Here is a 23,746-nt window from a genome sequence, read left to right as displayed (position 1 = left end):
GTCGGTGGCCGGCAGGGCGGTGAGGTCTGCGAGCGTGGGCAGACCCAGCCGTCGCAGCAGGTCCACCAGGGCGCTCATCTCGCTGATCACACGCTCGGTCGTCGCGGCGTGGAGCAGCACGTCGACGCCCAGCGGCGCGAGGAACGCTCGCGCCTCCCCGCGGGCACCACCCGGGAGGACCGGGCGGCCAGCACCGCGGCGAGCAGACCGTCCGCCACGCCCACCTGGCACTCGTGACCGGTGGACTCCGCGACCACGGTCACGAGCCGCTCCGCGAGGGCCTGCTCGGAGCCGTGGTAGCGGCTGGCCCCGGCCGCGGGCAGCAGCAGCAACCCGGGGCGGGCGATCTCCAGGCCGGCGACCACGGTCTCCGCGGCGCTCGCGACCGGCTCGAACGCCCGGGCGTCACGCCCCTCGTCCACCGCGAGCAGCTCCAGCCCGGGGCAGCACTCCTGAGCCTGACGGCGCCGCATGCCGCGGCGCACCCCGTGCGCCCGGGCCGAGGCCGAGACGGCGGTGACCAGGCGCCCGTCGTGGACCGCGGCGGGCCGGTGCGCGTCGATCTCGCCGTCCACCATCGCGGCCACGACCGGCCAGTCCGGCACCCACAGCGCGGCCGTGCGGGTCGCGTCACCGTCCCGGGCGCCCGCGTCACGGCGACTCACGCCGTCGCGACCGGCCGCGGCGTCACGACGACGTGCGCCGTGATGACCGGTGCTCGGCGGCGCGGGACGTGACGGGGTCAGGGTCACCGCACTCACCCCACCATCCGCAGCGGCACAGCAGACTCAGCGGGCACATCCGGCATGTCAGGCATGCCAGGCACACCTGACCCACCCGGCGACACACCCGCCCGACGACCGCGGTGGGTCTCGGTGGCCTCGGGCTGCGACGCCTGCGCCGGCAGCGGGAGGACCACCTCGGCCCGCGCCGCACGTCCCGCGCTGCCCCGCCCGCTGCGGGTCACCGCCAGACGGTGCCGGCGCAGGTGGCCGTGCCCGTCACCCAGGCCGGTCCACCCCACCGGCTCGGCCGCCAGCACCACGTGCGCCCCGGGCCAGGTCGAGGTGGACAGCAGCACCGTGCCGCGCTCCCGGGCGCGCGCCGTCAGCCGCCGGCGGTCGGCGTCGACCAGGGCCGCACCGTCGCCGACGACGACGACGTCCACACCGTCGAGCAGGGCGGCCAGCACCGTCGCGGCGTCCGGCCCGGGGCGCGGGACCACCGCGAGGCGGTCGAGCACCACACCGGCCTGCTGCGCGGCCAGCAGCCCGACCGCGGGCAGGCCGACCGCGGCGACCCACGCCCCTCCTGGGAGGCGCGGGACAGCAGCGCCAGCACGAGCGAGGTGGACCCGGTGACCACCAGGGACGCCCCCGGCGCAGCGCCCCCTCGGGCAGCAGCGGGGCCAGCGCAGGGTCCACCGGCAGGGGTGGACGGTCGGGGTGGGTCAGCGACGACGTCGTCGACGGCGGTACGGTGCCCGGCGAAGGTGAGGGCTCCGGCGCGGGCGCGGCGGCGCGGCCAACCGCGCGCGAGCCGCCCGTCGTGCCGGCATCCGCGCCGGCGGTGCCCGCACCCGTGCCGGGGCCCGTGGCGCTGCGGGCGCCGGTGCGCTGCTCCGCGCGGGCCAGCACGGCTCGGGCCAGGGCGACGCGGTCCACGCCGTCGAGCACTGCTGTCATCGCGCGTCACCTCCGGCACCCATGAACGTTCGAACACGTGTTCGAACACCAGTCAGTACAGGGCCACCGGTCCGTCGCTGTCAACCGCGCCCGGCGCGTCGTGGACAGCCGTGCCGGTGTGTCGTGGCCGCGCGCCGACGCGCCGCCACGACCCCGCGGGCGCAGATGCAACCGACCCCCGCGGCGGGCAGCATGGGCGCGGCACGACCAGCGCCGACCCGCACACCGAGGAGACCCGCGTGGACCTGGACCGACCGATCCCCCCGGACCCGTACGACCTCCTGCCGCCCGTCCCGGGGTTCACCCTCGCGAGCGACGACCTCACCGACGGCGCCACCCTGCCCGGCGCCCACACCGCCGACGGCGACGACCGCTCGCCCCACCTGCGCTGGCACGGCTTCCCGGACGCCACCCGCTCCTTCGTCGTCAGCTGCTTCGACCCGGACGCCCCGACGCCGGCCGGCTACTGGCACTGGACCGTCGTCGACCTGCCCGTGGGCACGACGTCGCTGCCCACCGGCGCCGGGGCCCCCGACGGCGCCGACCTGCCTGCCCCGGCCTTCCAGGCTCGCAACGACGGCGGGACCACGGGCTACACCGGCGCCGCGCCGCCCCCGCGGACCGCGAGCACCGTTACGTCTTCGCCGTGCACGCCCTGGACATGGAGAGCCTGGACCTGACGCCCGACGCCACCCCGACCACCGTGGCGTTCACCGCCCTCTTCCACACCCTCGCGCGGGCGACCCTCACCGCCACCTTCCGGCGATGACGACGACGCCCGCCGGGCACCCGCCCCTGCACTGGCTGCGCGCCGTCGACCACCCCGAGCTCATGGCCACCGGGACCCATGCCGCCCTGAGCGGGTGGGCCGCCGTCGACCCGGACGTGGCGGACGCCGTCGCGGTCGCCCGCATCGACCCGGCGCTGGCCGACACCGCCGCGCTGACCGCGGCCTACGACCTGGCGCCGGACGCGTCGGCGAACTGCGTGGTCGTCTCCGGGCGCCGCGCCGGCGAGGAGCGGATCGCGGCCGTCGTCGTGCTGGCCACCACGCGCGCGGACGTCAACACCGCGGTCAAGCGTCTGCTCGACGTCCGCAAGGCGTCGTTCCTGCCGACCGACCGCGCGACCGCGGAGTCGGCCATGGAGTACGGCGGCATCACGCCGGTCGGGCTGCCGGACGGGTGGCGCGTGCTGATCGACGCGCGCGTCGTCGCCGCCGGGGGCGTGACGGGTGGGCACCCGGCGGTCGTCGTCGGCAGCGGCATCCGGGGGTCCAAGCTGAGCCTGCCCGGCGCGCTCCTGGGGCGGCTGCCGGGCGCCGAGGTCGTCGAGGGCCTCGCCGTCGAGTAGCCCGGCACGCCGGCGCCACCTCTCCCTCGCGCTCTCCCGCGCGCGGGTACGCGCCGGGTGATCCCACCGCTCCACCCGGGTGACGCCGCCGGGTGCGCCTCAACACGTCACGGCCGCGCCCGACTGGGACGGCATGAGGCCCGACTGGTCGCCGCCACCGCTGCACGGTCCGCGTGCACGGCGCACGGACGCGCGCATCAGCGGTGTCATGAGCGTGATCGGGTCCCTCACCGCCATCCCTTTCGCCCAGCAGAGCCCGGTCCCCGGTGTGCTCCTCACCTTCGCCGGGCTGTGCACCGTGTGGGGCGTCCTCATGTTCGTGTTCGCCGACCGCCTCGCGCCGTGGATGCTCACCGGAGCGAGCGTGATGGGGACGATCGGCATCACCAGCGTCGCGGTGCACGTCCCGGAGGGCACCACCTTCGCGACCGGGCCGGTCCTGTACGTCATCCCGGTGCTCCAGGTGGGCCTGCTGCGCGGCCGCCGGGAGGCGTGGGGTCAGCTCGCCGTCGCCATGACCGGGTACGCGACCGGGCTCGCCGTGGTCGGGATGGCCCCGGGCGCCATCTCCCTGACCGTGCTGCCCGTCCTGGTCACGCTCGCGGTGCTCAACGCCGCCGTCACCCGGCTGCGCGGCCGGGTGCAGCAGCTCGTGACGGAGGTCGACCGCCTGTTCAGCGAGCTGCGTGAGCAGGCGGACCGCGACGCGCTGACCGGTCTGCTCAACCGCCAGGGCATGGTGCGCGTCGCCGCGTGCCCGGACGTGCTCACCGCCGGGACGGTCCTCCTGCTCGACGTCGACCACTTCACCGGCGTCAACGAGACCGGTGGGCACCTCGCGGGCGACAGGCTGCTGCGCGACCTCGGTGCCCTGCTGCGGGCGATCCCGCAGCGACCGGAGATGGCGGTGCGCGTGGGCGGCGAGGAGTTCCTGCTCGTGCTGCGCCAGACCGACGCCGAGGCCGCTCTCGCTCGCGCCGACGCCCTGCGGCGCCAGGTCAGCGCGTCCCTGCGCCGGCCCGACGGCGCCCCCGTCACGGTGAGCATCGGCCTCGCGTCCGGCGCGTTCGCGACCTCGGCAGCGTTCGACGACCTCTACCGCCGGGCGGACGACGCGCTCTACCGCGCCAAGCGAGGTGGCCGCGACCGCGTCGAGGAGGGCGCCCCGGCGCCCTCCGTCGAGCACGTCGTCGCGCCGACCGCCGCTCAGCCCACGGGCGTCCCGTCACCGCGGGACCGCGCGAGCCACTCCGGGCGCAGCACCGCCATCGTCGCCTCGTCGACGCGCTCGCCGTCGAACAGCAGCGCCGCCCGCCGCACACCCTCCGGGACGAACCCGGCCCGTTCGTAGACGGCCCGCGCCCGCGGGTTGAACGCGTACACGCCGAGCTCGACCCGGTACAGGCCGAGGTGCGCGAACGCGTGGCGCAGCACGAGTGCCGTCGCCTCGGAGCCGAGCCCGCGGTCGCGTCCCGCGGGGCCGACGAGGATCCGGAACCCGCAGGACTCGTTCTCCGGCTCCCAGTCGTTGAGCACGACCTCGCCCACGCAGCGGTCGGTCGCGCGGTCGACGACCGCGAGGTCGAGACGGTCGAGCTGGTCGGCGCGGGTCTCGTACCAGTGCCGGGTGGCGCCGTCGTGCGTGGGGCTGCGGCCCACCGTGTCCGCGGTGGTGTGCGCGCTGCCGGTCAGCCGGAGGACGTCCGGGTCGGCGAGCACCGGCCCCATCGCGTCGATGTCGCCGGGCGTGAACGGGCGCAGCACGACGCGCTCGCCCACGAGCGTCGGCTTGACGCTGAACGGGGTCGTCACGGTGCGACCGTCGCCGTGGGGGCGGTCACACCCGGCCCGGCTGCCGGGACGTCGTCGCCCGGCACGCGGGTCGCCCAGAACGCCACGGCCGACGCCGCCGCGACGTTGAGCGAGTCGACGACCCCGGCCATCGGGATCCGCACGACGACGTCGGCTGCCTCCACCGCACCGCGGGACAGCCCGTCCCCCTCGGTCCCGAGGACGAGGGCGAGGCGGTCGGGTGCGTGCGCGGCGAGGTGGTCGAGCGTGACGGCGTCGTCGGTCAGGGCGAGCGCGGCGACCGTGAAGCCGTCCGCCCGCAGGTCGTCGAGCCCGCCCGGCCACGAGGTCAGGCGCGTCCACGGGACCTGGAACACGGTGCCCATCGACACCCGGACCGACCGCCGGTAGAGCGGGTCGGCGCAGCGTGGGCTGACCAGGACGGCGTCGACGCCCAGGCCCGCGGCGCTGCGGAAGATCGCGCCGACGTTGGTGTGGTCGACGACGTCCTCGAGCACCGCGACGCGCCGCGCGCCTGCCCCTCCGCGCGCGCCGGCGAGGAGCGTGTGGACGTCCGGCAGGGCGGGTCGGTGCATCGCCGCGAGCGCGCCGCGGTGCAGGTGGAAGCCGGTGATCTGCTCGAGGACCGCGGTGTCCGCGACGTACACCGGGACGTCACCGTCCGGCCCGGCGCCGACGGCGTCGAGCAGGTCGGTCAGGTCGGGCAGCCACCGCTCGGCCATGAGGAACGAGCGCGGCCGGTGGCCGGCCGCGACCGCGCGCCGGATCACGGTCGAGCTCTCCGCGATGTACAGGCCCTTGGCCGGCTCGTGCTTGGACCGCAGCGCGACGTCGGTCAGGTGCGTGTAGTCGGCCAGCCGCTCGTCGTCGGCGGTGGTCAGGTGGTGGATCGGCACGGGCCGATCCTCCCAGGCCCGTCGGGCAGGTCCTGCGCGACCGCTACTCCGCCACCGCGGCCGCGAACTGGCTCGCGTACAGCGCGGCGTAGGCGCCACCGGCCGCGAGCAGCTCCGTGTGGGTGCCGTGCTCCACGATCGACCCGTGCTCCATGACGAGGATGACGTCGGCGTCGCGGATGGTCGACAACCGGTGGGCGATGACTAACGACGTGCGCCCGTCCCGCAGCGCGGCCATCGCCTGCTGCACGAGCACCTCGGTGCGGGTGTCCACCGACGACGTCGCCTCGTCCAGCACGAGGATCGCCGGGTCGGCGAGGAACGCCCGCGCGATGGTGAGCAGCTGCTTCTCCCCCGCGCTGACGTTCGACCCCTCGTCGTCCAGGCGGGTGTCGTACCCGTCCGGGAGCGTGCGCACGAAGCGGTCCACGTGCGTGGCCTGCGCGGCCTCGAGCACCTGCTCGTCGGTCGCGTCCTCGGCGCCGTAGCGCAGGTTCTCCGCGATGGTCCCGCCGAACAGCCAGGTGTCCTGCAGGACCATGCCGATCTGCGAGCGCAGCCCCGCGCGTGTCATGGTGCGCGTGTCCACGCCGTCGAGCGTGATGTGGCCACCGTCGAGCTCGTAGAAGCGCAGGAGCAGGTTGACCAGCGTCGTCTTGCCCGCGCCGGTCGGCCCGACGATCGCCACGGTGCTGCCCGGCTCCGCGACGAGCGACAGGTGCTCGATGAGCGGGGTGTCGGGGTCGTACCGGAAGGACACGTCCTCGAACGCGACCCGGCCGCGTACCGGCTGCACCGGCGCGGCGGCCGGCTGCGGGTCCGGCGACTGCTCCTCGGCGTCGAGCACCTCGAACACTCGCTCGGCCGACGCGACGCCGGACTGCAGCAGGTTCATCATCGACGCGACCTGCGTCAGGGGCTGCGTGAACTGGCGCGAGTACTGCAGGAACGCCTGCACGTCACCCAGGGTCAGCGCTCCCGAGGCGACCCGCAGCCCGCCGACGACGGCGACCGCGACGTAGTTGAGGTTCGCGAGGAACCCCATGGCGGGCTGGATCGTCCCCGAGATGAACTGCGCCCGGAAGCTCGCGGCGTACATCTGCTCGTTGCGCTCGCGGAACGTCTCGATCGCCTGCGCCTGGTGGCCGAAGACCTTGACCAGCGCGTGCCCGGTGTACATCTCCTCGATGTGGGCGTTGACCTGCCCCGTCCACGCCCACTGGGCGACGAACTGCGGCTGCGACCGCTTGGCGATCGCCACCGTGACGGCGATCGACAGCGGGACGGTGACCAGCGCGACGAGGGCGAGCAGGGGGAGATCCACACCATCATCGCGAGCACGCCGATCACGGTGAGCAGCGCGGTGACGAGCTGGGCGAGGGTCTGCTGGAGGGTCTGGGCGACGTTGTCGATGTCGTTGGTGACGCGCGAGAGGACCTCGCCGCGCTCCTGGCGGTCGACGTAGCGCAGCGGCAGCCGGGACAGCTTGGCCTCCACGTCGGCCCGCAGCCGGAAGGTGCTGCGCTGCACGATGTCCGTGGTCAGGCGGCCCTGCCACCAGCCGAACCCGAAGGCCCCGACGTAGACGGCCAGCACGGTCAGCAGCACGGTGGCCAGCCGGCCGGTGTCGACGCCGGTGCCGGGCACCAGGGTCATGCCGCTGACCACGTCGGCGAGCCGGTCCTCGCCCTGGGCCCGCAGGCCCGCGATCGCCTCGGCCTGCGTGGTCCCCGCGGGCAGCCCGCGGGCGATGAAGCCCGAGAACACCAGGTCGGTCGCCGTGCCGAGGAGCTTGGGCCCGGAGACGGAGAGCGCGACGGACAGCACGCACAGCACGACGACGGCGGCGATGCGGGCCCGCTCGGGGGCGAGCGCGCGCAGGAGTCGGCGTCCCGAGCCGGTGAAGTCCATCGACTTCTCGGCGGGCATGCCCATGCCGCCCATCGGGCCGTGCCCGGGGCGCGGGGGCCGCCGCGGGACCGCGGTGCCGGCTCCTGGTGGCACCGGTGCGGGTCCGGTGGTGGGTGCCGTCCCGGCGGGGCCACCGCCGGCGGCGGGCTGGCCCCCGGCGGGCGAGCCGTCTGCCGCGGTGCGGCCGCGCGGGCCGATCGCGCTGCTCACGCCGCCTCCTGCGCGCTGAGCTGGGACAGGACGATCTCGCGATAGGTCTCCGAGGTGGCCATGAGCGAGTCGTGGTCGCCGGTCGCGACGACGGCGCCCTCGTCGAGCACGACGATGCGGTCGGCGCCCCGGATGGTCGCGATCCGCTGCGCGACGACGACCACGGTCGCGTCGCGCGTCTCGGGCTCCAGCGCGGCGCGCAGCCGCGCGTCGGTCGCGACGTCGAGCGCGGAGAAGGCGTCGTCGAACAGGTACAGCGACGGGCGACGGACCAGGGCGCGGGCGATCGCGAGGCGCTGCCGTTGGCCGCCGGACAGGTTCGTGCCGCCCTGGGCGACCGCGCCGTCCAGGCCGCCGTCGAGCCGCTCGACGAAGTCGCGCGCCTGCGCGACCTCGAGCGCGTGCCAGAGCTCGTCGTCGGACGCGTCGGTCTTGCCGTAGCGCAGGTTCGACGCGACGGTCCCGCCGAACAGGAACGCCTTCTGCGGCACGAGCCCGATGCCGGCCCACAGCTCCTCCGGCACCCGGTCGCGGACGTCCACGCCGTCCACGAGCACCGCGCCCCCGGTCGCCTCGAACAGCCGCGGCACGAGGTTGAGCAGCGTGGTCTTGCCGGCTCCGGTCGAGCCGATGATCGCCGTCGTGCGTCCGGGCTCGGCGACGAGGCTGACGCCGTGCAGGACGCCGGCCTCCGCCCCCGGGTAGCGGAAGTCGACGTCGCGCAGCTCGAGGTGCCCGCGACGCCCGTCCGGGGCGGGGGCAGGGCGGCGCGGCGTGGCCGGCGGCCGGACGCTGGGCTCGGTGTCGAGGACGGCGGTGATGCGCTCGGCGGCCACGACCGCGCGCGGCACCATGACGAACATCATCGTGGCCATCATCACCGCCATGAGGATGTACATGATGTAGCTGAGGAAGGCGATGAGCGCACCGACCTGCATCTCCCCGGCGTCGACCCGCCGCCCGCCGAACCACACCACGGCGACGCTCGTCGCGTTCATCACGAGCATGACCGTGGGGAACATGAGCGCCATGAGGTGACCGACCCGGACCGACGTCGCCATGAGGTCGGTGCTGGCGGAGGCGAAGCGCTCGGATTCGCGCCGCTCGCGCACGAACGCCCGGATGACCCGGATGCCCGCGATCTGCTCGCGCAGCACCCCGTTGATGCGGTCGATGCGCTGCTGCATGACGCGGAAGTGCGGGATCATCCGCCGCACGATGAGCGCGATGGTCACCGCGAGGACCGGGACGGCGACGAGCAGCAGCGCGGACAGCGAGACGTCCTCGCGCAGCGCCATGGCCACACCACCGACCAGCATGATCGGCGCGACCACCATGAGCGTCAGCCCGAACAACAGGACCATCTGCACCTGCTGGACGTCGTTGGTGGTCCGCGTGATGAGCGACGGCGCCCCGAACCGACCGACCTCCTGCGCGGAGAACGTCTGGACGTGCGTGAACAGCCGGCCGCGCACGTCCCGCCCGAGCGCCGTGGCCGCCCGGGCGCCGAAGTACACGGCGACGACCGCCGAGACGACCTGGAGGGCGCTGATGACGAGCATCACGGCGCCGAGCCGCAGGATGTACCCGGTGTCGCCGGTGGCCACGCCGCGGTCGATGAGGTCGGCGTTGAGGGACGGCAGCACGAGCGTCGCGATGGTCTGCACGACCTGGAGCATGAGCACCGCGGCCACCGCCCCGCGGTAGGGGCGCAGGCCGTGGCGCAGGAGTCGGACGAGCACGGAGCCTCCGCTCGGGTCGCGGGACGTCGCCGTGCGCGTGGCGAGACGTTCCCCGCGCATCCTAGGCGGGGCCACGGGGACGTCCGAGCCCATTCCCGGCGTCATGCGGTGACGTCGTCCACGCCGGCGTTGGCGGCTGCCTCCCGGGAACGCCGTGCGACGGGCCGCCTGCCGGTGGCAGACGGCCCGTCGCTCGGTCTCGATCGTCCCGGATCGTCCCGGATCGTCCCGGGAGGCTCGGTGCTGCTAGCGCTCGGTGGCGGTCGAGCCACCCGCCGGACCACCCGGCTCCGGCCCGGGCGCGTCCGGACCGGGGTCCGCCTGAACCGGCGGCTGCGTCTCGGGGGGCACCGCGGGTGCGCCCGGCCGCTGCCCGGGGACCGGCTGCGTCGTCGTCGGCTCGGTCGCTGTGGGACCGGTCGGCTCCGGGCGCCGGGACGCCGTGTACGGACGCTGACCGGCCTCGGCCCGCCGGTCAGCCGGGCTGCCGCTGAGGGTGCCGGCGCTCACGGCGTCGGCGGTGGCCGCCTCGGAGTCGCGGCGCGCCTGCGCGAGCGCAGCCGCGGCGTCGGGCAGGACGGTCGGTGGCAGGTCCTCCGCCCGGACGGGGGACGACCCCGGCGGACGGGACGGCGTGTCGCCGCTGCCCTCGCCGGACATCGCCCCCGCGAACCCCTGCGTGAACTGCCCCAGAGCGCCGGTGAGCTCGGACGGCACGATCCACACCTTGTTCGAGGCGCTGCTGGCGATCTTCGGCAGCGTCTGCAGGTACTGGTACGCCAGCAGCTTGGGGTCGGCGTCGCCGCGGTGGACGGCGTCGAACACCTGCAGGATGGCGCGCGCCTCGCCCTCGGCGTTGAGGATCGCGGCCTGCGCATTGCCCTCGGCACGCAGGATCGCGGCCTGGCGGTCACCCTCCGCGGTGAGGATCTGCGCCTGCTTGACGCCCTCGGCGGTGAGGATGGCCGCACGGCGGTCCCGCTCCGCGCGCATCTGCTGCTCCATGGAGCCCTGGATCGACTGCGGCGGGTCGATGGACTTGAGCTCGACGCGGTTGACGCGCACGCCCCAGCGACCGGTGGCCTCGTCGAGGACCCCGCGCAGCTGACCGTTGATCTGGTCCCGGCTGGTCAGGGTCTGCTCGAGGTCCATCGACCCGACGACGTTGCGCAGCGTGGTGACGGTGAGCTGCTCGATGCCGGTGATGTAGTTCGCGATCTCGTAGACCGCCGACTTGGGGTCGGTGACCTGGAAGTAGATGACGGTGTCGATGCTCACGACGAGGTTGTCGGACGTGATGACCGGCTGCGGCGGGAAGGACACGACCTGCTCGCGCAGGTCGACCCCCGCCCGGACGCGGTCGACGAACGGGATGAGCAGGTGCAGGCCGGCGTCCATGGTGCGCGAGTAGCGACCGAGCCGCTCGACGATGAGCGCGACCGTCTGCGGGACGATGCGGACCGCCCGGACGAGCGCGACGACCACGAAGATCAGCAGCAGGCCCAGGACGATGTAGCCGACGACGGTGCCCACCGAGATGTCGTTCATGCGTTCTCCTTCGGACGGTGCAGGCGTGGGTGGGCGGCGAACCGCTGGACGACCCGGCCGGGGGACGGGGCCGCCGCGTCGGCGCGGACGGGTGCCGCGGCGGAGGCGTGGTCGACGACGGCGGTCGCACCGTCGATGCGCATGACGCGCACCTCGGCGCCGGTGGGCATGAGCATGCCCTCGTGCGCGGTGCGGGCGGACCACACCTCGCCGGACAGCTTGACGCGGCCGCCGTGGACGTCGACGTCCTCGACGACGAGCGCGAGCCGGCCGACCTGCGCCGCGGCGTTCGTCTCGACCAGCGGCACGCGGTCACGCAGGTGACGCAGCAGCCAGGGCCGGATCGACACCAGGAGCAGGACGGACACGACGGCGAAGACGACGATCTGCACCGGGAACGGTGCACCCAGGGCGTTGGCGATGCCGGCCGCGACCGCGCCGCCGGCGAACATGAGCAGGACGAGGTCGAGCGTCACGACCTCGATCGCGACGAGCAGCAGAGCCGCTCCCAGCCACCACAACCAGTCCATCGTGGTCCCCTCTCGGGCGGGAGCGCCCGCACGTGCGGGTGGCTCCGGGCGCCGCGCGTGGGCGGCGCCTGTACCCATTCTAGGGGGTTTCTTTGCCGCTTCCCGGTGGTGTGAGGAGAGCCACGGCGCGTCGTGCCCCGCCCGGGGCACGGAGGTCAGCGCAGGGCACCCAGGTCAGGGCGGGGCATGCAGGGCACGCGGGTCAGCGTGCGGCGCGCGCCGCCCAGCGACCCTCGTGGCGCTCCACGGTCAGCGGGAGCCCGAACGCGCCGGACAGCTGCTCGGCGGTGAGCACCTCCTCGAGCGGACCCGCGGCGTGCACGCGCCCGTCGCGCAGCAGCATGAGGTGGGTGAACCCGGGCGGGATCTCCTCGACGTGATGGGTCACCAGCACGAGCACGGGCGAGCGCGGGTCGGCGGCGAGCTCGGCGAGCGCGGCGACGAGCTCCTCGCGGCCGCCGAGGTCCAGGCCCGCGGCCGGCTCGTCGAGGAGGAGCAGCTCGGGGTCGGTCATGAGCGAGCGGGCGATCTGGGTGCGCTTGCGCTCCCTCGCTGAGCGTGCCGAACGTGCGGTCGGCGAGGTCCGCGACCCCGAACGCGGCCATGAGGTCGGTGGCGCGCTCGTCGTCGGGCGCCTCGTAGCTCTCCCGCCAGCGACCGGTGACCCCGTAGGCGGCGGTCAGCACGACGTCGCGCACGGTCTCGCCGGACGGGATGCGGTCCGCGAGCGCCGAGCTCGCCAGGCCGATCCGCTGACGCAGCTCGAAGACGTCGACCCGCCCCATCCGCTCGCCCAGCAGGTCCGCGGTGCCGGCGGTGGGGTGCATGCGGCCCGCGGCGATCTGCAGCAGCGTGGTCTTGCCCGCGCCGTTGCGCCCGAGCACGACCCACCGCTGACCGTCCCCCACCTGCCAGGACACGTCGTCGAGGATCGTCTTGGTCCCCCGACGGATGGACACGGCCTGCAGGTCGAGCACCTCGTTCATGAGGAGCGACCCTAGCCTGCGCGCCGGCGCACCACCGGCCGGCACGGGCCGCGCGGGCCGGCTCACGACGGCTCGGACCGGGCCGGGGCGCCGTAGGTTGTCGGGCGTGGATGCGACCTCGGACCTCCTGGCCCTGCCCCGATCGGTGCTGCTCGCCCTGTGGGCGCAGGACGTCGGCGCGGGCGCCGGACCGCTGCAGCAGGCCCTCGCCGCGGTGCAGGGCGACGACGAGCCGCACGCGGTCCGCGTCGGCGAGGACGGGACCCCGGGCGAGGACGGCCTGGCGGGGCTCGTGGCCGCGTGGGCGTCCGGACCGCGGGAGGTCGCCGCGGTCCTGCCCGCACCGGGTGACCTCGCCGGTGTCCCGGCGGCGGTGTCCACCCTCGCGGTGGACGCCGGCGAGTGCGTGCTCGTGCACTCCGGGACCGGGTCGTTCGCCGCTGTGCCGGTCGTCGAGGAGTTCGGCAGCGCCCTCGAGCCCGGTCACCTCGTGACGTGGGAGGTCCGCGCGGTGCCGGAGTGGCGCACCCGGCTGCTGGGCTCGCTCGGCTCGCTCGCCGACGCCGAGCGGGAGCTGCGCCTCGCGCTCATCTCGGCCACCGAGGCGCTCGCGTCCCTCGACGTCGCGCGCTGGCGGCCGGACGCCGCCGAGGCGATCGCCGCGCTGCGCTCGGAGGTCGGGCCCGGCTGGCCGGTTCCGCACACGCTGGACGGACGGCGGCTCCGGGTCCTGGCGAGCGCCGCGCGCCTGCGCGCGATCGTCACCCTGGCGACCGCCGACGACGGGGGCGCGGTGAACCTGTGGCAGGCCGACCAGCGCTCGACGGCGCTGCGCGAGGTCGACCGCGCCGCCCGGCGGGCGATGTCGGCCGCCACGGCCACGGTGGCGGCCGGGCCGGTCTGAGCCGGCCCGGTGCGAGCTACCGGGCGAAGAGCGCCCGGGCCGTGTCGCTGCGCCAGCCGGGGATCCACCGGTCGAGGGTGGCGGCCTTGGACGGCGTCATCGTCCCGGCGTCCCAGGACGCGATCCACGCGCGGTGCAGGGCCATGCGCTCCCGGTCGCTGGGCATCCCGGACGGGCGCGTCGGGGACGTGTCGAGGGCGACGAAGACGAACTCGGGCGGCACGGGCGGTGCGGTGGTGGTGCTCATGGTCGTGCTCCTGCGTCGGGGTGGGTGCCGTCGGGTCCTCATCGACCGGCCCGGTCCGGACGTGAGCGCCCGGACCGGGTGACACCGCACCGGCGGGACGAGCCCCCGGATGCCGTCCGGACGGGTCAGCCCAGCACGGACCGGTACACGTCCACCGTGCGGTCGCCGATGGCGTCCCACGAGAAGTGCTCCTCGACGCGCTGCCGTGCGGCCACGCCCATCGCCGCGGCCCGCGCCGGGTCGCTCACGACCGTGGTGAGCGCCGCGGCGAGGTCGTCGACGAACCGCTCGGGGTCCAGCGGCGTCCCGGTGCCGTCCTGCGCCTGGTCGATCGGGACCAGCAGCCCGGTCACGCCGTCGTCCACGACCTCGGGGATCCCCCGGTCGCGGTCCCCACGACGGGCAGCCCGACGGCCATGGCCTCGAGGTTGACGATGCCGAGCGGCTCGTACACCGACGGGCACGCGAACACCGTGCCGCTGGCCAGGACGGCGACCAGCTCGTGGCGCGGCAGCATCCGGGAGATCCAGAAGACCCCGGTGCGGGTCTGGGCGAGCGTCTCCACCAGCCCGCGCACCTCCGCCTCGATCTCCGGGGTGTCCGGGGCACCCGCGCACAGCACGAGCTGGACCTCGGGCGGCAGCTGCTCCGCGGCCCGCAGGAAGTAGGGCAGTCCCTTCTGCCGGGTGATCCGCCCGACGAACACGACCGCCGGACGGTCGGGGTCGATGCCGATCTCGCGCACGACGGCGTCGGCGGCCTCGGCCTCGGGAGTCCCCGGCTCGGGCCGCTGCCAGCCGGCCAGGTCGATCCCGTTGTGCACGACGTGCACCTTGCCGGGGTCGACCTGCGGGTAGCAGCGCAGGATGTCGGCGCGCATGCCGGCGCTCACCGCGATGATCCCGGCGGCACCTTCGTACGCGGTGCGCTCGGCCCACGACGACAGCGCGTACCCGCCCCCGAGCTGCTCGGCCTTCCAGGGGCGCAGCGGCTCGAGGCTGTGCGCGGAGACGACGTGCGGCACCCCGTGCAGCAGCCCGCCGAGGTGCCCGGCGAGGTTGGCGTACCAGGTGTGGGAGTGCAGCAGGTCCGCGCCCGCGACGTCGTCGGCCATCGCGAGGTCGACGCCGAAGGTGGCGAGCGCGGCGTTCGCGCCGGACAGCTCGCCCGGCACGCCGTACTCCGCGACGCCCTCGCCCTCGACGGCGCCACCCTTCCCGGTGAAGCACCGCACGCGCACGTCGAGGCTGCGGCGCAGGACGGCGGACAGCTCGGCGACGTGCACCCCTGCCCCTCCGTACACGTTCGGCGGGTACTCACGGGTCAGCAGGTCGACTCTCATGGACGGGACGCTAGCGCGACACGTGCGGACGAGCAGCCGTTCCGGGTGGCCCGGCTCACAGTCGCGGGCCTATGTTCACCTCATGGCAGCGCCGCGCGTACTCGCAATCGTCCTCGCAGGTGGGGAGGGCAAGCGCCTCATGCCCCTGACCTCGCACCGAGCCAAGCCCGCCGTCCCGTTCGGCGGCATCTACCGCCTCATCGACTTCGCCCTGTCGAACGTCATCAACTCCGGGTACCTCAGAGTCGTGGTGCTCACCCAGTACAAGTCCCACAGCCTCGACAAGCACGTCACGAAGACGTGGCAGATGTCGAACCTGCTCGGGAACTACGTCACCCCGGTCCCCGCACAGCAGCGGGTCGGCAAGCACTGGTACCTCGGCAGCGCCGACGCGATCTACCAGTGCCTCAACATCATCGACGACGAGCGTCCGGACATCGTCATCGTGGTCGGCGCCGACAACATTTACCGGATGGACTTCTCCCAGATGGTGGAGTCCCACATCGAGTCCGGCGCCGAGATGACCGTCGCGGCGATCCGCCAGCCGATCGCCCTGGCGAGCGACTTCGGCGTGATCGAGACCACCGCGGACGACCCCAGGAAGATCGCGGCGTTCCGGGAGAAGCCGTCGGACCCGGTCGGGCTCGCGGACTCCCCCGGCGAGATCCTCGCGTCCATGGGCAACTACGTGGCGAACGCCGACGCGCTCCGGCGCGCGGTCACCGATGACGCCGCGAACGCCGACTCCAACCACGACATGGGCGGCGACCTCGTCCCGTACTTCGTCGCCCGCGGCACGGCCGGCGTCTACGACTTCATCCACAACGACGTTCCGGGATCGACCGACCGCGACCGGGACTACTGGCGGGACGTCGGCACGGTCGACGCCTACTTCGAGGCGAACAAGGACCTCATCTCGATCACCCCGGTCTTCAACGTCTACAACGACGAGTGGCCGTTGCACACCGGCTACACCGGTCTGCCGCCCGCCAAGTTCGTGCACGCCGGGCCGGACCGCGTCGGCTACGCCGCCGACTCGGTGGTGTCGCCGGGCGTCATCGTGTCCGGGGCGACGGTCTCGGGGTCGGTGCTGTCCCCCGGGGTGTACCTGCACTCGTGGTCGGCGGTCTCGGACAGCGTGCTCATGGATGGTGTCAAGGTGCACCGGCACGCCCAGATCCACCGCGCGATCCTGGACAAGAACGTCATCGTCCCGGAGCGCGCGCGGATCGGTCTGGACCCCGAGCGCGACCGTGCACGCGGGTTCACGGTCACCGAGAGCGGGATCACGGTCGTCCCCAAGGGCACCGTCGTCGAGCCGTGACACGGCGGGCCGCCCGGTGGCGGCCCGCCGCTACCCTGCCCGGGTGAGCACCGACGACGTCGACCCGACCGCCCGGCCGGAGCGCAGGCTCGTGGTGATGGACGTCGACTCGACCCTCATCACCGCCGAGGTGGTCGAGCTGCTCGCGGACCGCGCCGGTGCGGGGGCGGTCGTGGCGCTGGTGACCGAGCGGGCCATGCGCGGGGAGATCGACTTCGCGACGTCGCTGCACGAGCGCGTCGCGCTGCTGGCCGGCCTGCCGGTCGAGGTGCTCGCCGACGTCGCCGCCGAGGTCGAGCTCAGCCCCGGCGCACGCGAGCTGGTCGCCGAGTGCACGCGGCGGGGCTGGCCGGTCGGGCTGGTCTCCGGTGGCTTCGCCGAGATCGTGGAGCCGCTCGCCGCGTCGCTGGGCATCCGGCACACCGTGGCCAACCGGCTGGAGGTCGCCGACGGCCGGCTGACCGGCCGGGTGCTCGGCCCGGTCGTCGACCGCGCCGCGAAGGCGACCGCGCTGCGGGCGTTCGCGGACCTCGAGGGGGTGCCGCTCGAGCGCTGCGTCGCGATCGGCGACGGCGCGAACGACCTCGACATGATCGCCGCAGCGGGCCTCGGGGTCGCCTACAACGCCAAGCCGCTCGTGCGCGACCACGCGGACGCTGCCGTCGACGGGCGCCTGGACGGCGTGCTCGACCTCCTGGACCCCTTCCCGCCCCGACCCGACGAGGTGCCATGACCAGCACGGACACGACCGCGACCGACCCGGCACCCCGCCGCACCGCGGTCGTCCTGACCAGCAGCGGTCCGGCCTACGCCGATCCGTGGCACGACCTCACCGGCGTCGCCGCGACGATCGCGGAGCTCCTCGCCGAGACCGGGTTCGAGGTCGAGGTGCGCGACGACGTCGCCGCGGCCCTGGAGGACCACGCCGGACGCTCGCTGGTCGTCGTCTCGTGCTCGGGCGCCGTCGACGGCGAGGGCCGCGACCAGGAGCTCGCCGAGGCCGACCGCGTGGGGGCCGCGCTGGACCGGCACGCGGCCGCCGGCGGCCCGGTGCTCGCCGTCCACGCGGGCGGCATGGCGTTCCCGGCCGTCCCGTCGTGGCACGCGCTGCTCGGCGCACGGTGGGTGCACGGCACGTCCGGTCACCCGGATCTGGGCCTGTGCACGGTGCAGGTGGACCGCGGTGCGCACCCGGTGACAGCCGACCTGGCCGACGTCACGCTCGAGGACGAGCGGTACAGCGACCTCGACGTCGCGCCCGACCGGCAGCCGCTCGTGACCCACGAGCACGACGGCCGGACGCACCCGCTGGTGCTCGTCGGCACGTTGCCGAGCGGCAGCCGGGCGGTGTACGACGCGCTCGGCCACGACGCGCGCTCCTACGCCAGCGCCGAGCGCCGCGAGCTGCTGCGCCGCGAGGCCCGCTGGGCCGCCGGGCTGCCTCCGGTCGCCTGACCGGGGCCGGCGACCGACCCGGCCGCTTCTGCCCGCTCGCGTCTGCCCGCTCGCGTCCGCCCGCCGGCGCCGCCCCCTACTCGTGGGGGGCGATGACCGCGCGCAGGTCCAGCGTGCCGGGTGCGAGGCCGTCCCACGGGCCGTCCAGCTCGAGGACCGCATAGGTCGCGGTCGGCACGCCCGCACGCACGCGCGCGACCGCGGCGGTGTCCGACGACGGCCCGGCGAGGGCCGCCGCGGCGGCCGACATCGTCGGCTCGTGCCCGACGACGAGCACCGTGCGGACCCGCTCGTCGACCTCGCGCAGCAGTGCCAGGACGTCGTCGACGCCCGCGGTGTAGAGCCCGTCGGTCAGGACGACCTCGGGCTCGGCGTCACCGAAGGCGCCGCGCAGCAGCTCCCAGGTCTGGCGCGTGCGCACCGCCGGCGAGACCAGGACGAGCTCGGGGACCAGGTCGGTGGTGTGCAGCGCCGCTCCGACCCGGCCCGCCTGGCGGCGACCGTCCAGCGCGAGCGGGCGCACCTCGTCGGCGGTGCCGTCGCCGGGCTCCGCCTTGGCGTGCCGGAGGAGGACGAGCCGGCGGGTGCGGTCGGAGATCGGCGACATGCCGCCTAGAGTCCCATCGCGTGCACGCCGCCGTCGACGTGCACGATCTCCCCGGTCGTCGCGGGGAACCAGTCGGACAGCAGCGCGGCGACCGCGCGCGCGGTCGGCTCCGGGTTGGTGACGTCCCAGCCGAGCGGCGCGCGGTCGGGCCAGCCGCCCTCCATGGCCTCGAAGCCGGGGATCGACTTGGCCGCGGTCGTGCGGATCGGGCCGGCGGAGACCAGGTTGACCCGGACGCCCTGCGGGCCGAGGTCGCGGGCCAGGTAGCGCGCGGTGGACTCGAACGCCGCCTTCGCCACGCCCATCCAGTCGTAGACCGGCCACGCGTACCGGGCGTCGAAGGTGAGGCCGACGATCGAGCCCCCCGCGCCGAGCAGCGGCTGCGCGGCGACCGCGAGCGACTTGAGCGAGAACGCCGACACCTCGAGCGCCGTCGCGACGTCGTCCCACTCGCCGCCGAGGAAGTTCCCGCCCATGACCGACTGCGGGGCGAACCCGATGGAGTGCACGACGCCGTCGAGGTGGTCGACGTGCTCGCGGACCCGGTCGGCGAGGCCGGCGAGGTCCTCGGCGGACGTCACGTCGAGCTGCACGACGGGCGCCTCGGCCGGCAGGCGCCGGGCGATCGCCTGGGTGAGGCGGAGCTGACGCCCGAAGGACGTGAGGACGACCTGCGCGCCCTGCTCCTGCGCGAGGCGCGCCACGTGGAAGGCGATCGAGCTGTCGGTGAGGACACCGGTGATGAGGAGCTTCTTGCCGTCGAGCAGGCCCATGGGACGTCCGTTCGGGTCGGGAGGGTGGGGGGTGCGTCGGGGCGGGCGGGCCTAGTGGCCCATGCCGAGGCCGCCGTCGACGGGGACGACGGCACCGGAGATGTACGCGGCGTCGTCGGAGGCGAGGAAGTGCACGACGCCGGCGACCTCGTCGGGCTGCGCGAAGCGACCGGCGGGGATGGACGCCCGGTAGGCGTCCTGGCGGTCCTGCGGCAGCTCGGCGGTCATCGCGGTGTCGATGAAGCCGGGCGCGACGACGTTCGCGGTGATGCCCCGGCCCCCGAGCTCACGGGTCACCGAGCGGGCCATGCCGACCAGGCCCGCCTTGGACGCGGAGTAGTTCACCTGGCCCTGACCGCCGTACAGGCCGACGACCGAGGAGATCAGCACGATGCGACCGCGACGCAGCCGGATCATCCCCTTGGACGCGCGGCGCACACAGCGGAAGGTGCCGGTGAGGTTGACGTCGAGGACGTCCTGGAAGTCCTCGTCGGTCATCCGCATGAGCAGGCCGTCGCGCGTGACGCCGGCGTTGGCGACGAGCACCTCGACCGGGCCGTGCGCGGCCTCGATCTCGGTGAACGCCGCGTCGATCGACGCGGTGTCCCGCATGTCGCCGACGACGCCGAGGACGCCGTCGGGCAGGTCGCCGCTGCGGTAGATCGTGGCGACCCGGTCGCCCGAGGCGACGAAGCGCTCGGCGATGGCCCGGCCGATGCCACGGTTCGCGCCGGTGACCAGCACGCTGCGCGGTGCGCCGGTGGCGGGGTCGGTGCCTGTCTGCGTCACGCGTCTCCTCGGTCGTGGTGCGGCTGGGGTGGTGCGGCTGGTCGTCCTGCGCTGGACCCACGCCGGGGGTCACGCCCGTCGACGCTAGCCGACCGACCCTCCGACGTCGTGGCACAGGCGCACACCGATGCGAGGAGTGGTTTGTCACATCCGTACAACCCGGACGGCCCTACCACATCCGGGCGCCTAAACTCATGTGGTGAGCAACCGTCGCGACAAAGGCTCCGAGGTGCAGACCGTCACCTCCGTCGCCGTTCCCCTGGGGGACGACATCGACCGGCGCGCGCGCCGGTACCTGATCCAGATGGCGCTCCGCACGCTCTGCTTCATGGCGGCGGTCGCCCTGTGGGGCCGCGTCCCGACGTGGGTGGCCGTGTCGCTCCTCGTCGGGGCCGTGATCCTTCCGTACGTCGCCGTCGTCCTGGCCAACGCGGGGCGGGAGCGGCCCGAGCGCCCGGAGGAGGTCCTGCTCCAGCGCCGGCTGGGTGCGGCTGCCGCCGGCGCCGCGATGCCGTGGCCGGACGCCGTCGGCGTGCCGACCGCCGGTCCGGCACGCCCGGCCGACCCGCACCGCACGTACCCGTACCCCGCTGCGTCGCCCACCGCTGCGTCACCCACCGCTGCGCCCCCGCCCCGACGGAGGGTCCGCGGCCGTGATCGACCTCCTGTCCCCCCGCCCCGACAGCATCGACGAGCGCGTGTGCAGCGCCCGCGGGTGCCGGGAGGAGGCCGCGTGGGGCCTGCTGTGGAACAACCCGAAGCTGCACACCCCGGAGCGCCGCAAGGTGTGGCTCGCGTGCGACGCCCACCGCACCCACCTCGAGCAGTTCCTCGGCACCCGGGCCTTCCTGCGGGCGACGGTCCCGGTCACCGACCTCGACGACGCCCCGGACGGACCTGGCCCGGGCGCCCCGGGCGCCTGAGCCCGCTCGCATGAGCAGCGACCGACCCCGCACCGGCGACGCACCGGCCACGGATCGCGCCGTCGACCGACCGGCGGTCCGGCGCGCCATCGGCCTGGTGGCCTTCTCGGTGGTGCTCGCGTGCGTCTGCGTGATGCTCGGGCTGTGGCAGTGGCACCGTCACGAGGCGCGCGCGGCGGCGATCGAGGTCGTCGAGGCCAACTTCGGTGCGGACCCCGTCCCGCTCGACGCGGTGCTGACCTCCCCCGCCGTCCCCGTGGACGACGACGCCGTGTGGCGCCCCGTCCGCGTGACCGGCCGGTACGACGCCGACGCGGCCGTCCTGCTGCGCAACCGGCCGGTCGCCGGCCGCCCGGCGTACCACGTGCTGGTGCCGTTCGTCGTCGACCGGCCCGACGGCTCGGAGGCACTCCTCGTCGTGGACCGTGGCGCGCTGAGCGTCGACCGCACCGCCGACGACGTGCCGCCGCCGTCCGGGACGGTGGACCTCGTCGTGCGGCTGCGGGCCGACGAGCCGGCGTCCGCCCGGGACGCACCGGACGGGCAGGTGCAGGCCATCTCGGTCGAGCAGGTGCTCGAGGCGGGCGGCGTCGCGGGCGACCGGCCGGCGTACGCGGGCTACGGCGCGCTGGTGAGCGAGAGCCCGGCCGCCGCGGAGCGGCTCGGTCCGCTGCCCGAGCCGAGCACCGACCCCGGCTCACACCTGTCCTACGCGCTGCAGTGGTGGACCTTCGCGGTGGGCGCGCTCATCGGGTTCGCGATCCTCGCCCGGCGCGAGGTCACCGCGGCGGGCGAGGACGACGTCGCTGCCGACGACTCGGACGGACGCCGCGACGGGTCGGACGACGCGCGTGGCGGTCGGCCGCGCCGCACCGCACCGGTGGCGCCCGCGCGGCGTCGTCGTCGGGCACCGAGCGCCGAGGATGTCGAGGACGCCCTCATCGACGCCCAGCTCCGCTGACTCCAGCCCGCACCGCACGCCGCACCGCGCGGAGGTCGGCGTCAGGCGAGGGAGATGAGGTCGGCGTACGTCGGACCCCACAGGTCCTCGTAGCCGTCCGGGAGCAGCACGACGCGCTCGGGGTCGAGCGCCTCGACCGCGCCCTCGTCGTGCGAGACCAGGACGACCGCGCCCTCGTAGGACCGCAGCGCGCCGAGGATCTCCTCGCGGCTGGCGGGGTCGAGGTTGTTGGTGGGCTCGTCGAGCAGCAGCACGTTCGCCGAGGAGACGACGAGGGCCGCGAGCGCGAGCCGGGTCTTCTCCCCGCCGGACAGCACCCGGACCGGCTTGTCCGCGTCGTCCCCGGAGAACAGGAACGAGCCGAGCACCGAGCGGACCTGGGTGTCGGTGAGGTCCGGGGCGGACGACCGCAGGTTCTCCACCACGGTGCGCGAGACGTCGAGCGTCTCGTGCTCCTGGGCGTAGTAGCCGAGCTTGAGGCCGTGGCCGGCATGGACCTCGCCGGTGTCCGGGACGTCGATCCCCGCCAGCATGCGCAGGAGCGTCGTCTTGCCCGCGCCGTTGAGGCCGACGATGACGACGCGGCTGCCCTTGTCGATCGCGAGGCCGACGTCGGTGAAGACCTCCTGCGACCCGTAGGACTTGCTCAGGCCCTCCGCGGTGAGCGGCGTCCGGCCGCACGGGGCCGGGGTCGGGAAGCGCAGGCGCGCGACCTTGTCCGACGCACGCACCTCGTCCAGCGAGGACAGCATCCGCTCGGCGCGGCGCGCCATGTTCTGCGCGGCGACGGCCTTGGTGGCCTTGGCCCGCATCTTGTCCGCCTGCGCGAGGAGCACCGAGGCCTTCTTCTCGGTGTTCGCCCGCTCGCGCCGGCGACGCTTCTCGTCGGTCTCGCGCTGCAGGAGGTAGGCGTCCCAGCCGAGGTTGTACTGGTCGAGCTCGCCGCGGTTGGCGTCCAGGTGGAACACCTTGTTGACGGTGGCGCGCAGCAGGTCGGTGTCGTGGCTGATGACGACGAACCCGCCCGGGTACGCCTTGAGGTAGTCGCGCAGCCACACGATGGAGTCGGCGTCCAGGTGGTTGGTCGGCTCGTCGAGCAGGAGGGTGTCGACCCCGGAGAACAGGATGCGCGCCAGCTCGACGCGACGGCGCTGCCCCCGGACAGCGTGCCGATGGTCTGGCCCAGCACCCGCTCGTCCAGCCCGAGGTTCGACGCGATGCGGCCGGCCTCGCTCTCGGCCGCGTACCCGCCGGCCGCCGTGAACCGCGCCTCCAGCTTGGAGTACCGCTCCATCGCGTCGTCGCGCGTCGCGTCGTCGGCGCTCGCCATCGCACCCTCGGTCGCGCGCATGGCGCGCACGACCTCGTCGAGACCGCGGGCGGACAGCACCCGGTCCATCGCGACGGTGTCGAGGTCGCCGGTGCGCGGGTCCTGCGGAAGGTAGCCGACATCGCCGCCGCGGACGATCTGGCCTCCGGTCGGGAGCGTCTCGCCCGCCAGGGTCTTGGTGAGCGTCGTCTTGCCCGCACCGTTGCGGCCGACCAGCCCGATGCGGTCACCCGCAGCGATCCGGAACGTCGCCTCCTCCAGGAGCACGCGCGCGCCCACGCGCAGCTCGACGGCCTGGGCAGTGATCACTGTGTGACTTCCTCACAATCGCGGACCGCGCTTCTGGGCGCGGACACAAACGCCGTCCATCTTACGACCGGCTAGCGTGACGACCGGTCGCGTTGGCCCCCGCTGCGCC

20 protein-coding genes and 6 pseudogenes are annotated in these 23,746 nt (G+C 74.6%); 11 read left to right on the top strand and 15 right to left on the bottom strand.

The window, feature by feature from the left end; translation table 11 throughout:
• Nucleotides 1–86 precede the first annotated feature (86 nt).
• Nucleotides 87–665, bottom strand: a complete 579-nt coding sequence (locus tag REH70_RS06485) for a hypothetical protein (RefSeq protein ID WP_310753290.1) — start codon at nucleotides 663–665, stop codon at nucleotides 87–89.
• 92 nt (nucleotides 666–757) lie between these two features.
• On the bottom strand, nucleotides 758–1,246 hold the full coding sequence (locus REH70_RS06480) for a hypothetical protein (protein WP_310753289.1): 489 nt from the start codon (nucleotides 1,244–1,246) through the stop codon (nucleotides 758–760).
• A 678-nt stretch (nucleotides 1,247–1,924) separates the two neighbouring features.
• Here REH70_RS06480 and REH70_RS06475 point away from each other — a divergent pair.
• From REH70_RS06475 to REH70_RS06465, 4 genes and pseudogenes are all read left to right on the top strand, one after another.
• A complete protein-coding gene (locus REH70_RS06475) occupies nucleotides 1,925–2,365 on the top strand; it encodes a YbhB/YbcL family Raf kinase inhibitor-like protein (protein ID WP_396134688.1) in 441 nt (146 codons plus the stop codon).
• The gene (locus tag REH70_RS20455; protein ID WP_396134730.1) at nucleotides 2,347–2,454 is read left to right on the top strand and encodes a hypothetical protein; all 108 of its coding nucleotides are present in this window, start codon (nucleotides 2,347–2,349) and stop codon (nucleotides 2,452–2,454) included. Before REH70_RS06475 ends, REH70_RS20455 begins: the two co-directional genes overlap by 19 nt.
• On the top strand, nucleotides 2,451–3,038 hold the full coding sequence (locus REH70_RS06470) for a YbaK/EbsC family protein (protein WP_310753287.1): 588 nt from the start codon (nucleotides 2,451–2,453) through the stop codon (nucleotides 3,036–3,038). Before REH70_RS20455 ends, REH70_RS06470 begins: the two co-directional genes overlap by 4 nt.
• Before the next feature lie 133 nt (nucleotides 3,039–3,171).
• Nucleotides 3,172–4,182, top strand: a pseudogene (locus tag REH70_RS06465) (GGDEF domain-containing protein); the annotation flags it as partial.
• A 62-nt stretch (nucleotides 4,183–4,244) separates the two neighbouring features.
• On the opposite strand, the gene REH70_RS06460 reads toward REH70_RS06465, so the two are convergent.
• The 7 genes and pseudogenes from REH70_RS06460 to REH70_RS06430 form a co-directional block, all read right to left on the bottom strand.
• Nucleotides 4,245–4,850, bottom strand: coding sequence for a GNAT family protein (locus tag REH70_RS06460; RefSeq protein ID WP_310753285.1), 606 nt, complete (start codon nucleotides 4,848–4,850; stop codon nucleotides 4,245–4,247).
• Entirely contained in the window at nucleotides 4,847–5,746 is a 900-nt protein-coding gene (locus REH70_RS06455) for an RNA methyltransferase (protein WP_310753284.1), read from the bottom strand. Before REH70_RS06455 ends, REH70_RS06460 begins: the two co-directional genes overlap by 4 nt.
• A 43-nt stretch (nucleotides 5,747–5,789) precedes the next feature.
• Nucleotides 5,790–7,675: pseudogene (locus REH70_RS06450) on the bottom strand (ABC transporter ATP-binding protein).
• A gap of 188 nt (nucleotides 7,676–7,863) precedes the next feature.
• Nucleotides 7,864–9,609, bottom strand: coding sequence for an ABC transporter ATP-binding protein (locus tag REH70_RS06445; RefSeq protein ID WP_310753282.1), 1,746 nt, complete (start codon nucleotides 9,607–9,609; stop codon nucleotides 7,864–7,866).
• Nucleotides 9,610–9,855: 246 nt separating this feature from the next.
• Nucleotides 9,856–11,157: an SPFH domain-containing protein gene (locus REH70_RS06440; RefSeq protein ID WP_310753280.1), complete on the bottom strand. Its 1,302-nt coding sequence runs from the start codon at nucleotides 11,155–11,157 to the stop codon at nucleotides 9,856–9,858.
• Nucleotides 11,154–11,687 carry an NfeD family protein gene (locus REH70_RS06435; RefSeq protein WP_310753278.1) on the bottom strand — a complete coding sequence of 178 codons (534 nt, stop codon included), beginning with the start codon at nucleotides 11,685–11,687 and terminating at the stop codon, nucleotides 11,154–11,156. Before REH70_RS06435 ends, REH70_RS06440 begins: the two co-directional genes overlap by 4 nt.
• 202 nt (nucleotides 11,688–11,889) lie before the next feature.
• Nucleotides 11,890–12,673 (bottom strand): annotated as a pseudogene (locus tag REH70_RS06430) (ABC transporter ATP-binding protein).
• Nucleotides 12,674–12,779: 106 nt separating this feature from the next.
• Here REH70_RS06430 and REH70_RS06425 point away from each other — a divergent pair.
• Entirely contained in the window at nucleotides 12,780–13,577 is a 798-nt protein-coding gene (locus REH70_RS06425; RefSeq protein WP_310753276.1) for a hypothetical protein, read from the top strand.
• A 16-nt stretch (nucleotides 13,578–13,593) separates the two neighbouring features.
• On the opposite strand, the gene REH70_RS06420 is transcribed toward REH70_RS06425, so the two are convergent.
• Together REH70_RS06420 and glgA are read right to left on the bottom strand one after the other, a co-directional pair.
• Entirely contained in the window at nucleotides 13,594–13,824 is a 231-nt protein-coding gene (locus tag REH70_RS06420; RefSeq protein ID WP_310753275.1) for a hypothetical protein, read from the bottom strand.
• Between the two features lie 125 nt (nucleotides 13,825–13,949).
• Nucleotides 13,950–15,166 (bottom strand): annotated as a pseudogene (gene glgA / locus REH70_RS06415) (glycogen synthase).
• 82 nt (nucleotides 15,167–15,248) lie between these two features.
• On the opposite strand from glgA, the gene glgC reads away from it, so the two are divergent.
• From glgC to REH70_RS06400, 3 genes are read left to right on the top strand one after another with little or no spacing between them, the layout of a single operon-like run.
• Nucleotides 15,249–16,490: a glucose-1-phosphate adenylyltransferase gene (gene glgC, locus REH70_RS06410; protein ID WP_310753273.1), complete on the top strand. Its 1,242-nt coding sequence runs from the start codon at nucleotides 15,249–15,251 to the stop codon at nucleotides 16,488–16,490.
• A 43-nt stretch (nucleotides 16,491–16,533) separates the two neighbouring features.
• Nucleotides 16,534–17,223 carry a phosphoserine phosphatase SerB gene (serB, locus tag REH70_RS06405; RefSeq protein ID WP_310753271.1) on the top strand — a complete coding sequence of 230 codons (690 nt, stop codon included), beginning with the start codon at nucleotides 16,534–16,536 and terminating at the stop codon, nucleotides 17,221–17,223.
• Nucleotides 17,220–17,945 carry a ThuA domain-containing protein gene (locus tag REH70_RS06400; RefSeq protein WP_310753269.1) on the top strand — a complete coding sequence of 242 codons (726 nt, stop codon included), beginning with the start codon at nucleotides 17,220–17,222 and terminating at the stop codon, nucleotides 17,943–17,945. The genes serB and REH70_RS06400 overlap by 4 nt, the downstream gene beginning before the upstream one ends.
• A 76-nt stretch (nucleotides 17,946–18,021) precedes the next feature.
• On the opposite strand, the gene REH70_RS06395 is transcribed toward REH70_RS06400, so the two are convergent.
• From REH70_RS06395 to REH70_RS06385, 3 genes are read right to left on the bottom strand one after another with little or no spacing between them, the layout of a single operon-like run.
• Nucleotides 18,022–18,552 (bottom strand): histidine phosphatase family protein, encoded by a 531-nt coding sequence (locus REH70_RS06395; protein WP_310753267.1) that lies wholly within the window; start codon nucleotides 18,550–18,552, stop codon nucleotides 18,022–18,024.
• A gap of 5 nt (nucleotides 18,553–18,557) precedes the next feature.
• Nucleotides 18,558–19,325, bottom strand: a complete 768-nt coding sequence (fabI, locus tag REH70_RS06390) for an enoyl-ACP reductase FabI (protein ID WP_310753265.1) — start codon at nucleotides 19,323–19,325, stop codon at nucleotides 18,558–18,560.
• Between the two features lie 51 nt (nucleotides 19,326–19,376).
• Complete coding sequence (locus REH70_RS06385; protein WP_310753263.1) at nucleotides 19,377–20,114, bottom strand: beta-ketoacyl-ACP reductase; 738 nt, start codon at nucleotides 20,112–20,114, stop codon at nucleotides 19,377–19,379.
• Between the two features lie 196 nt (nucleotides 20,115–20,310).
• On the opposite strand from REH70_RS06385, the pseudogene REH70_RS06380 reads away from it, so the two are divergent.
• The 3 genes and pseudogenes from REH70_RS06380 to REH70_RS06370 all read left to right on the top strand — a co-directional run.
• Nucleotides 20,311–20,547: pseudogene (locus REH70_RS06380) on the top strand (DUF3099 domain-containing protein); the annotation flags it as partial.
• 220 nt (nucleotides 20,548–20,767) lie between these two features.
• Complete coding sequence (locus tag REH70_RS06375; protein ID WP_396134687.1) at nucleotides 20,768–21,037, top strand: hypothetical protein; 270 nt, start codon at nucleotides 20,768–20,770, stop codon at nucleotides 21,035–21,037.
• Between the two features lie 10 nt (nucleotides 21,038–21,047).
• Nucleotides 21,048–21,998 (top strand): SURF1 family protein, encoded by a 951-nt coding sequence (locus REH70_RS06370; RefSeq protein WP_310753261.1) that lies wholly within the window; start codon nucleotides 21,048–21,050, stop codon nucleotides 21,996–21,998.
• A 41-nt stretch (nucleotides 21,999–22,039) separates the two neighbouring features.
• Here the strand turns inward: REH70_RS06370 and abc-f are convergent.
• Nucleotides 22,040–23,637, bottom strand: a pseudogene (gene abc-f, locus REH70_RS06365) (ribosomal protection-like ABC-F family protein).
• Between the last annotated feature and the right edge of the window lie 109 nt (nucleotides 23,638–23,746).

Source organism: Cellulomonas sp. ATA003, assembly GCF_031582905.1.
Taxonomy (GTDB): Bacteria; Actinomycetota; Actinomycetes; order Actinomycetales; family Cellulomonadaceae; genus Pengzhenrongella.
The sequence above is the reverse complement of the archived record's forward strand: the minus strand, read 5'-3'. Positions and strand labels throughout refer to the sequence as shown.

Coding starts and splice junctions, on each gene's coding strand:
- glgC (WP_310753273.1), top strand. CDS start 15,249: ATGGCAGCGCCGCGCGTACTCGCAATCGTCCTCGCAGGTGGGGAGGGC.
- REH70_RS20455 (WP_396134730.1), top strand. CDS start 2,347: ATGGAGAGCCTGGACCTGACGCCCGACGCCACCCCGACCACCGTGGCG.
- REH70_RS06440 (WP_310753280.1), bottom strand. CDS start 11,157: ATGAACGACATCTCGGTGGGCACCGTCGTCGGCTACATCGTCCTGGGC.
- REH70_RS06370 (WP_310753261.1), top strand. CDS start 21,048: ATGAGCAGCGACCGACCCCGCACCGGCGACGCACCGGCCACGGATCGC.
- REH70_RS06395 (WP_310753267.1), bottom strand. CDS start 18,552: ATGTCGCCGATCTCCGACCGCACCCGCCGGCTCGTCCTCCTCCGGCAC.
- REH70_RS06470 (WP_310753287.1), top strand. CDS start 2,451: ATGACGACGACGCCCGCCGGGCACCCGCCCCTGCACTGGCTGCGCGCC.
- REH70_RS06420 (WP_310753275.1), bottom strand. CDS start 13,824: ATGAGCACCACCACCGCACCGCCCGTGCCGCCCGAGTTCGTCTTCGTC.
- fabI (WP_310753265.1), bottom strand. CDS start 19,325: ATGGGCCTGCTCGACGGCAAGAAGCTCCTCATCACCGGTGTCCTCACC.
- REH70_RS06400 (WP_310753269.1), top strand. CDS start 17,220: ATGACCAGCACGGACACGACCGCGACCGACCCGGCACCCCGCCGCACC.
- REH70_RS06435 (WP_310753278.1), bottom strand. CDS start 11,687: ATGGACTGGTTGTGGTGGCTGGGAGCGGCTCTGCTGCTCGTCGCGATC.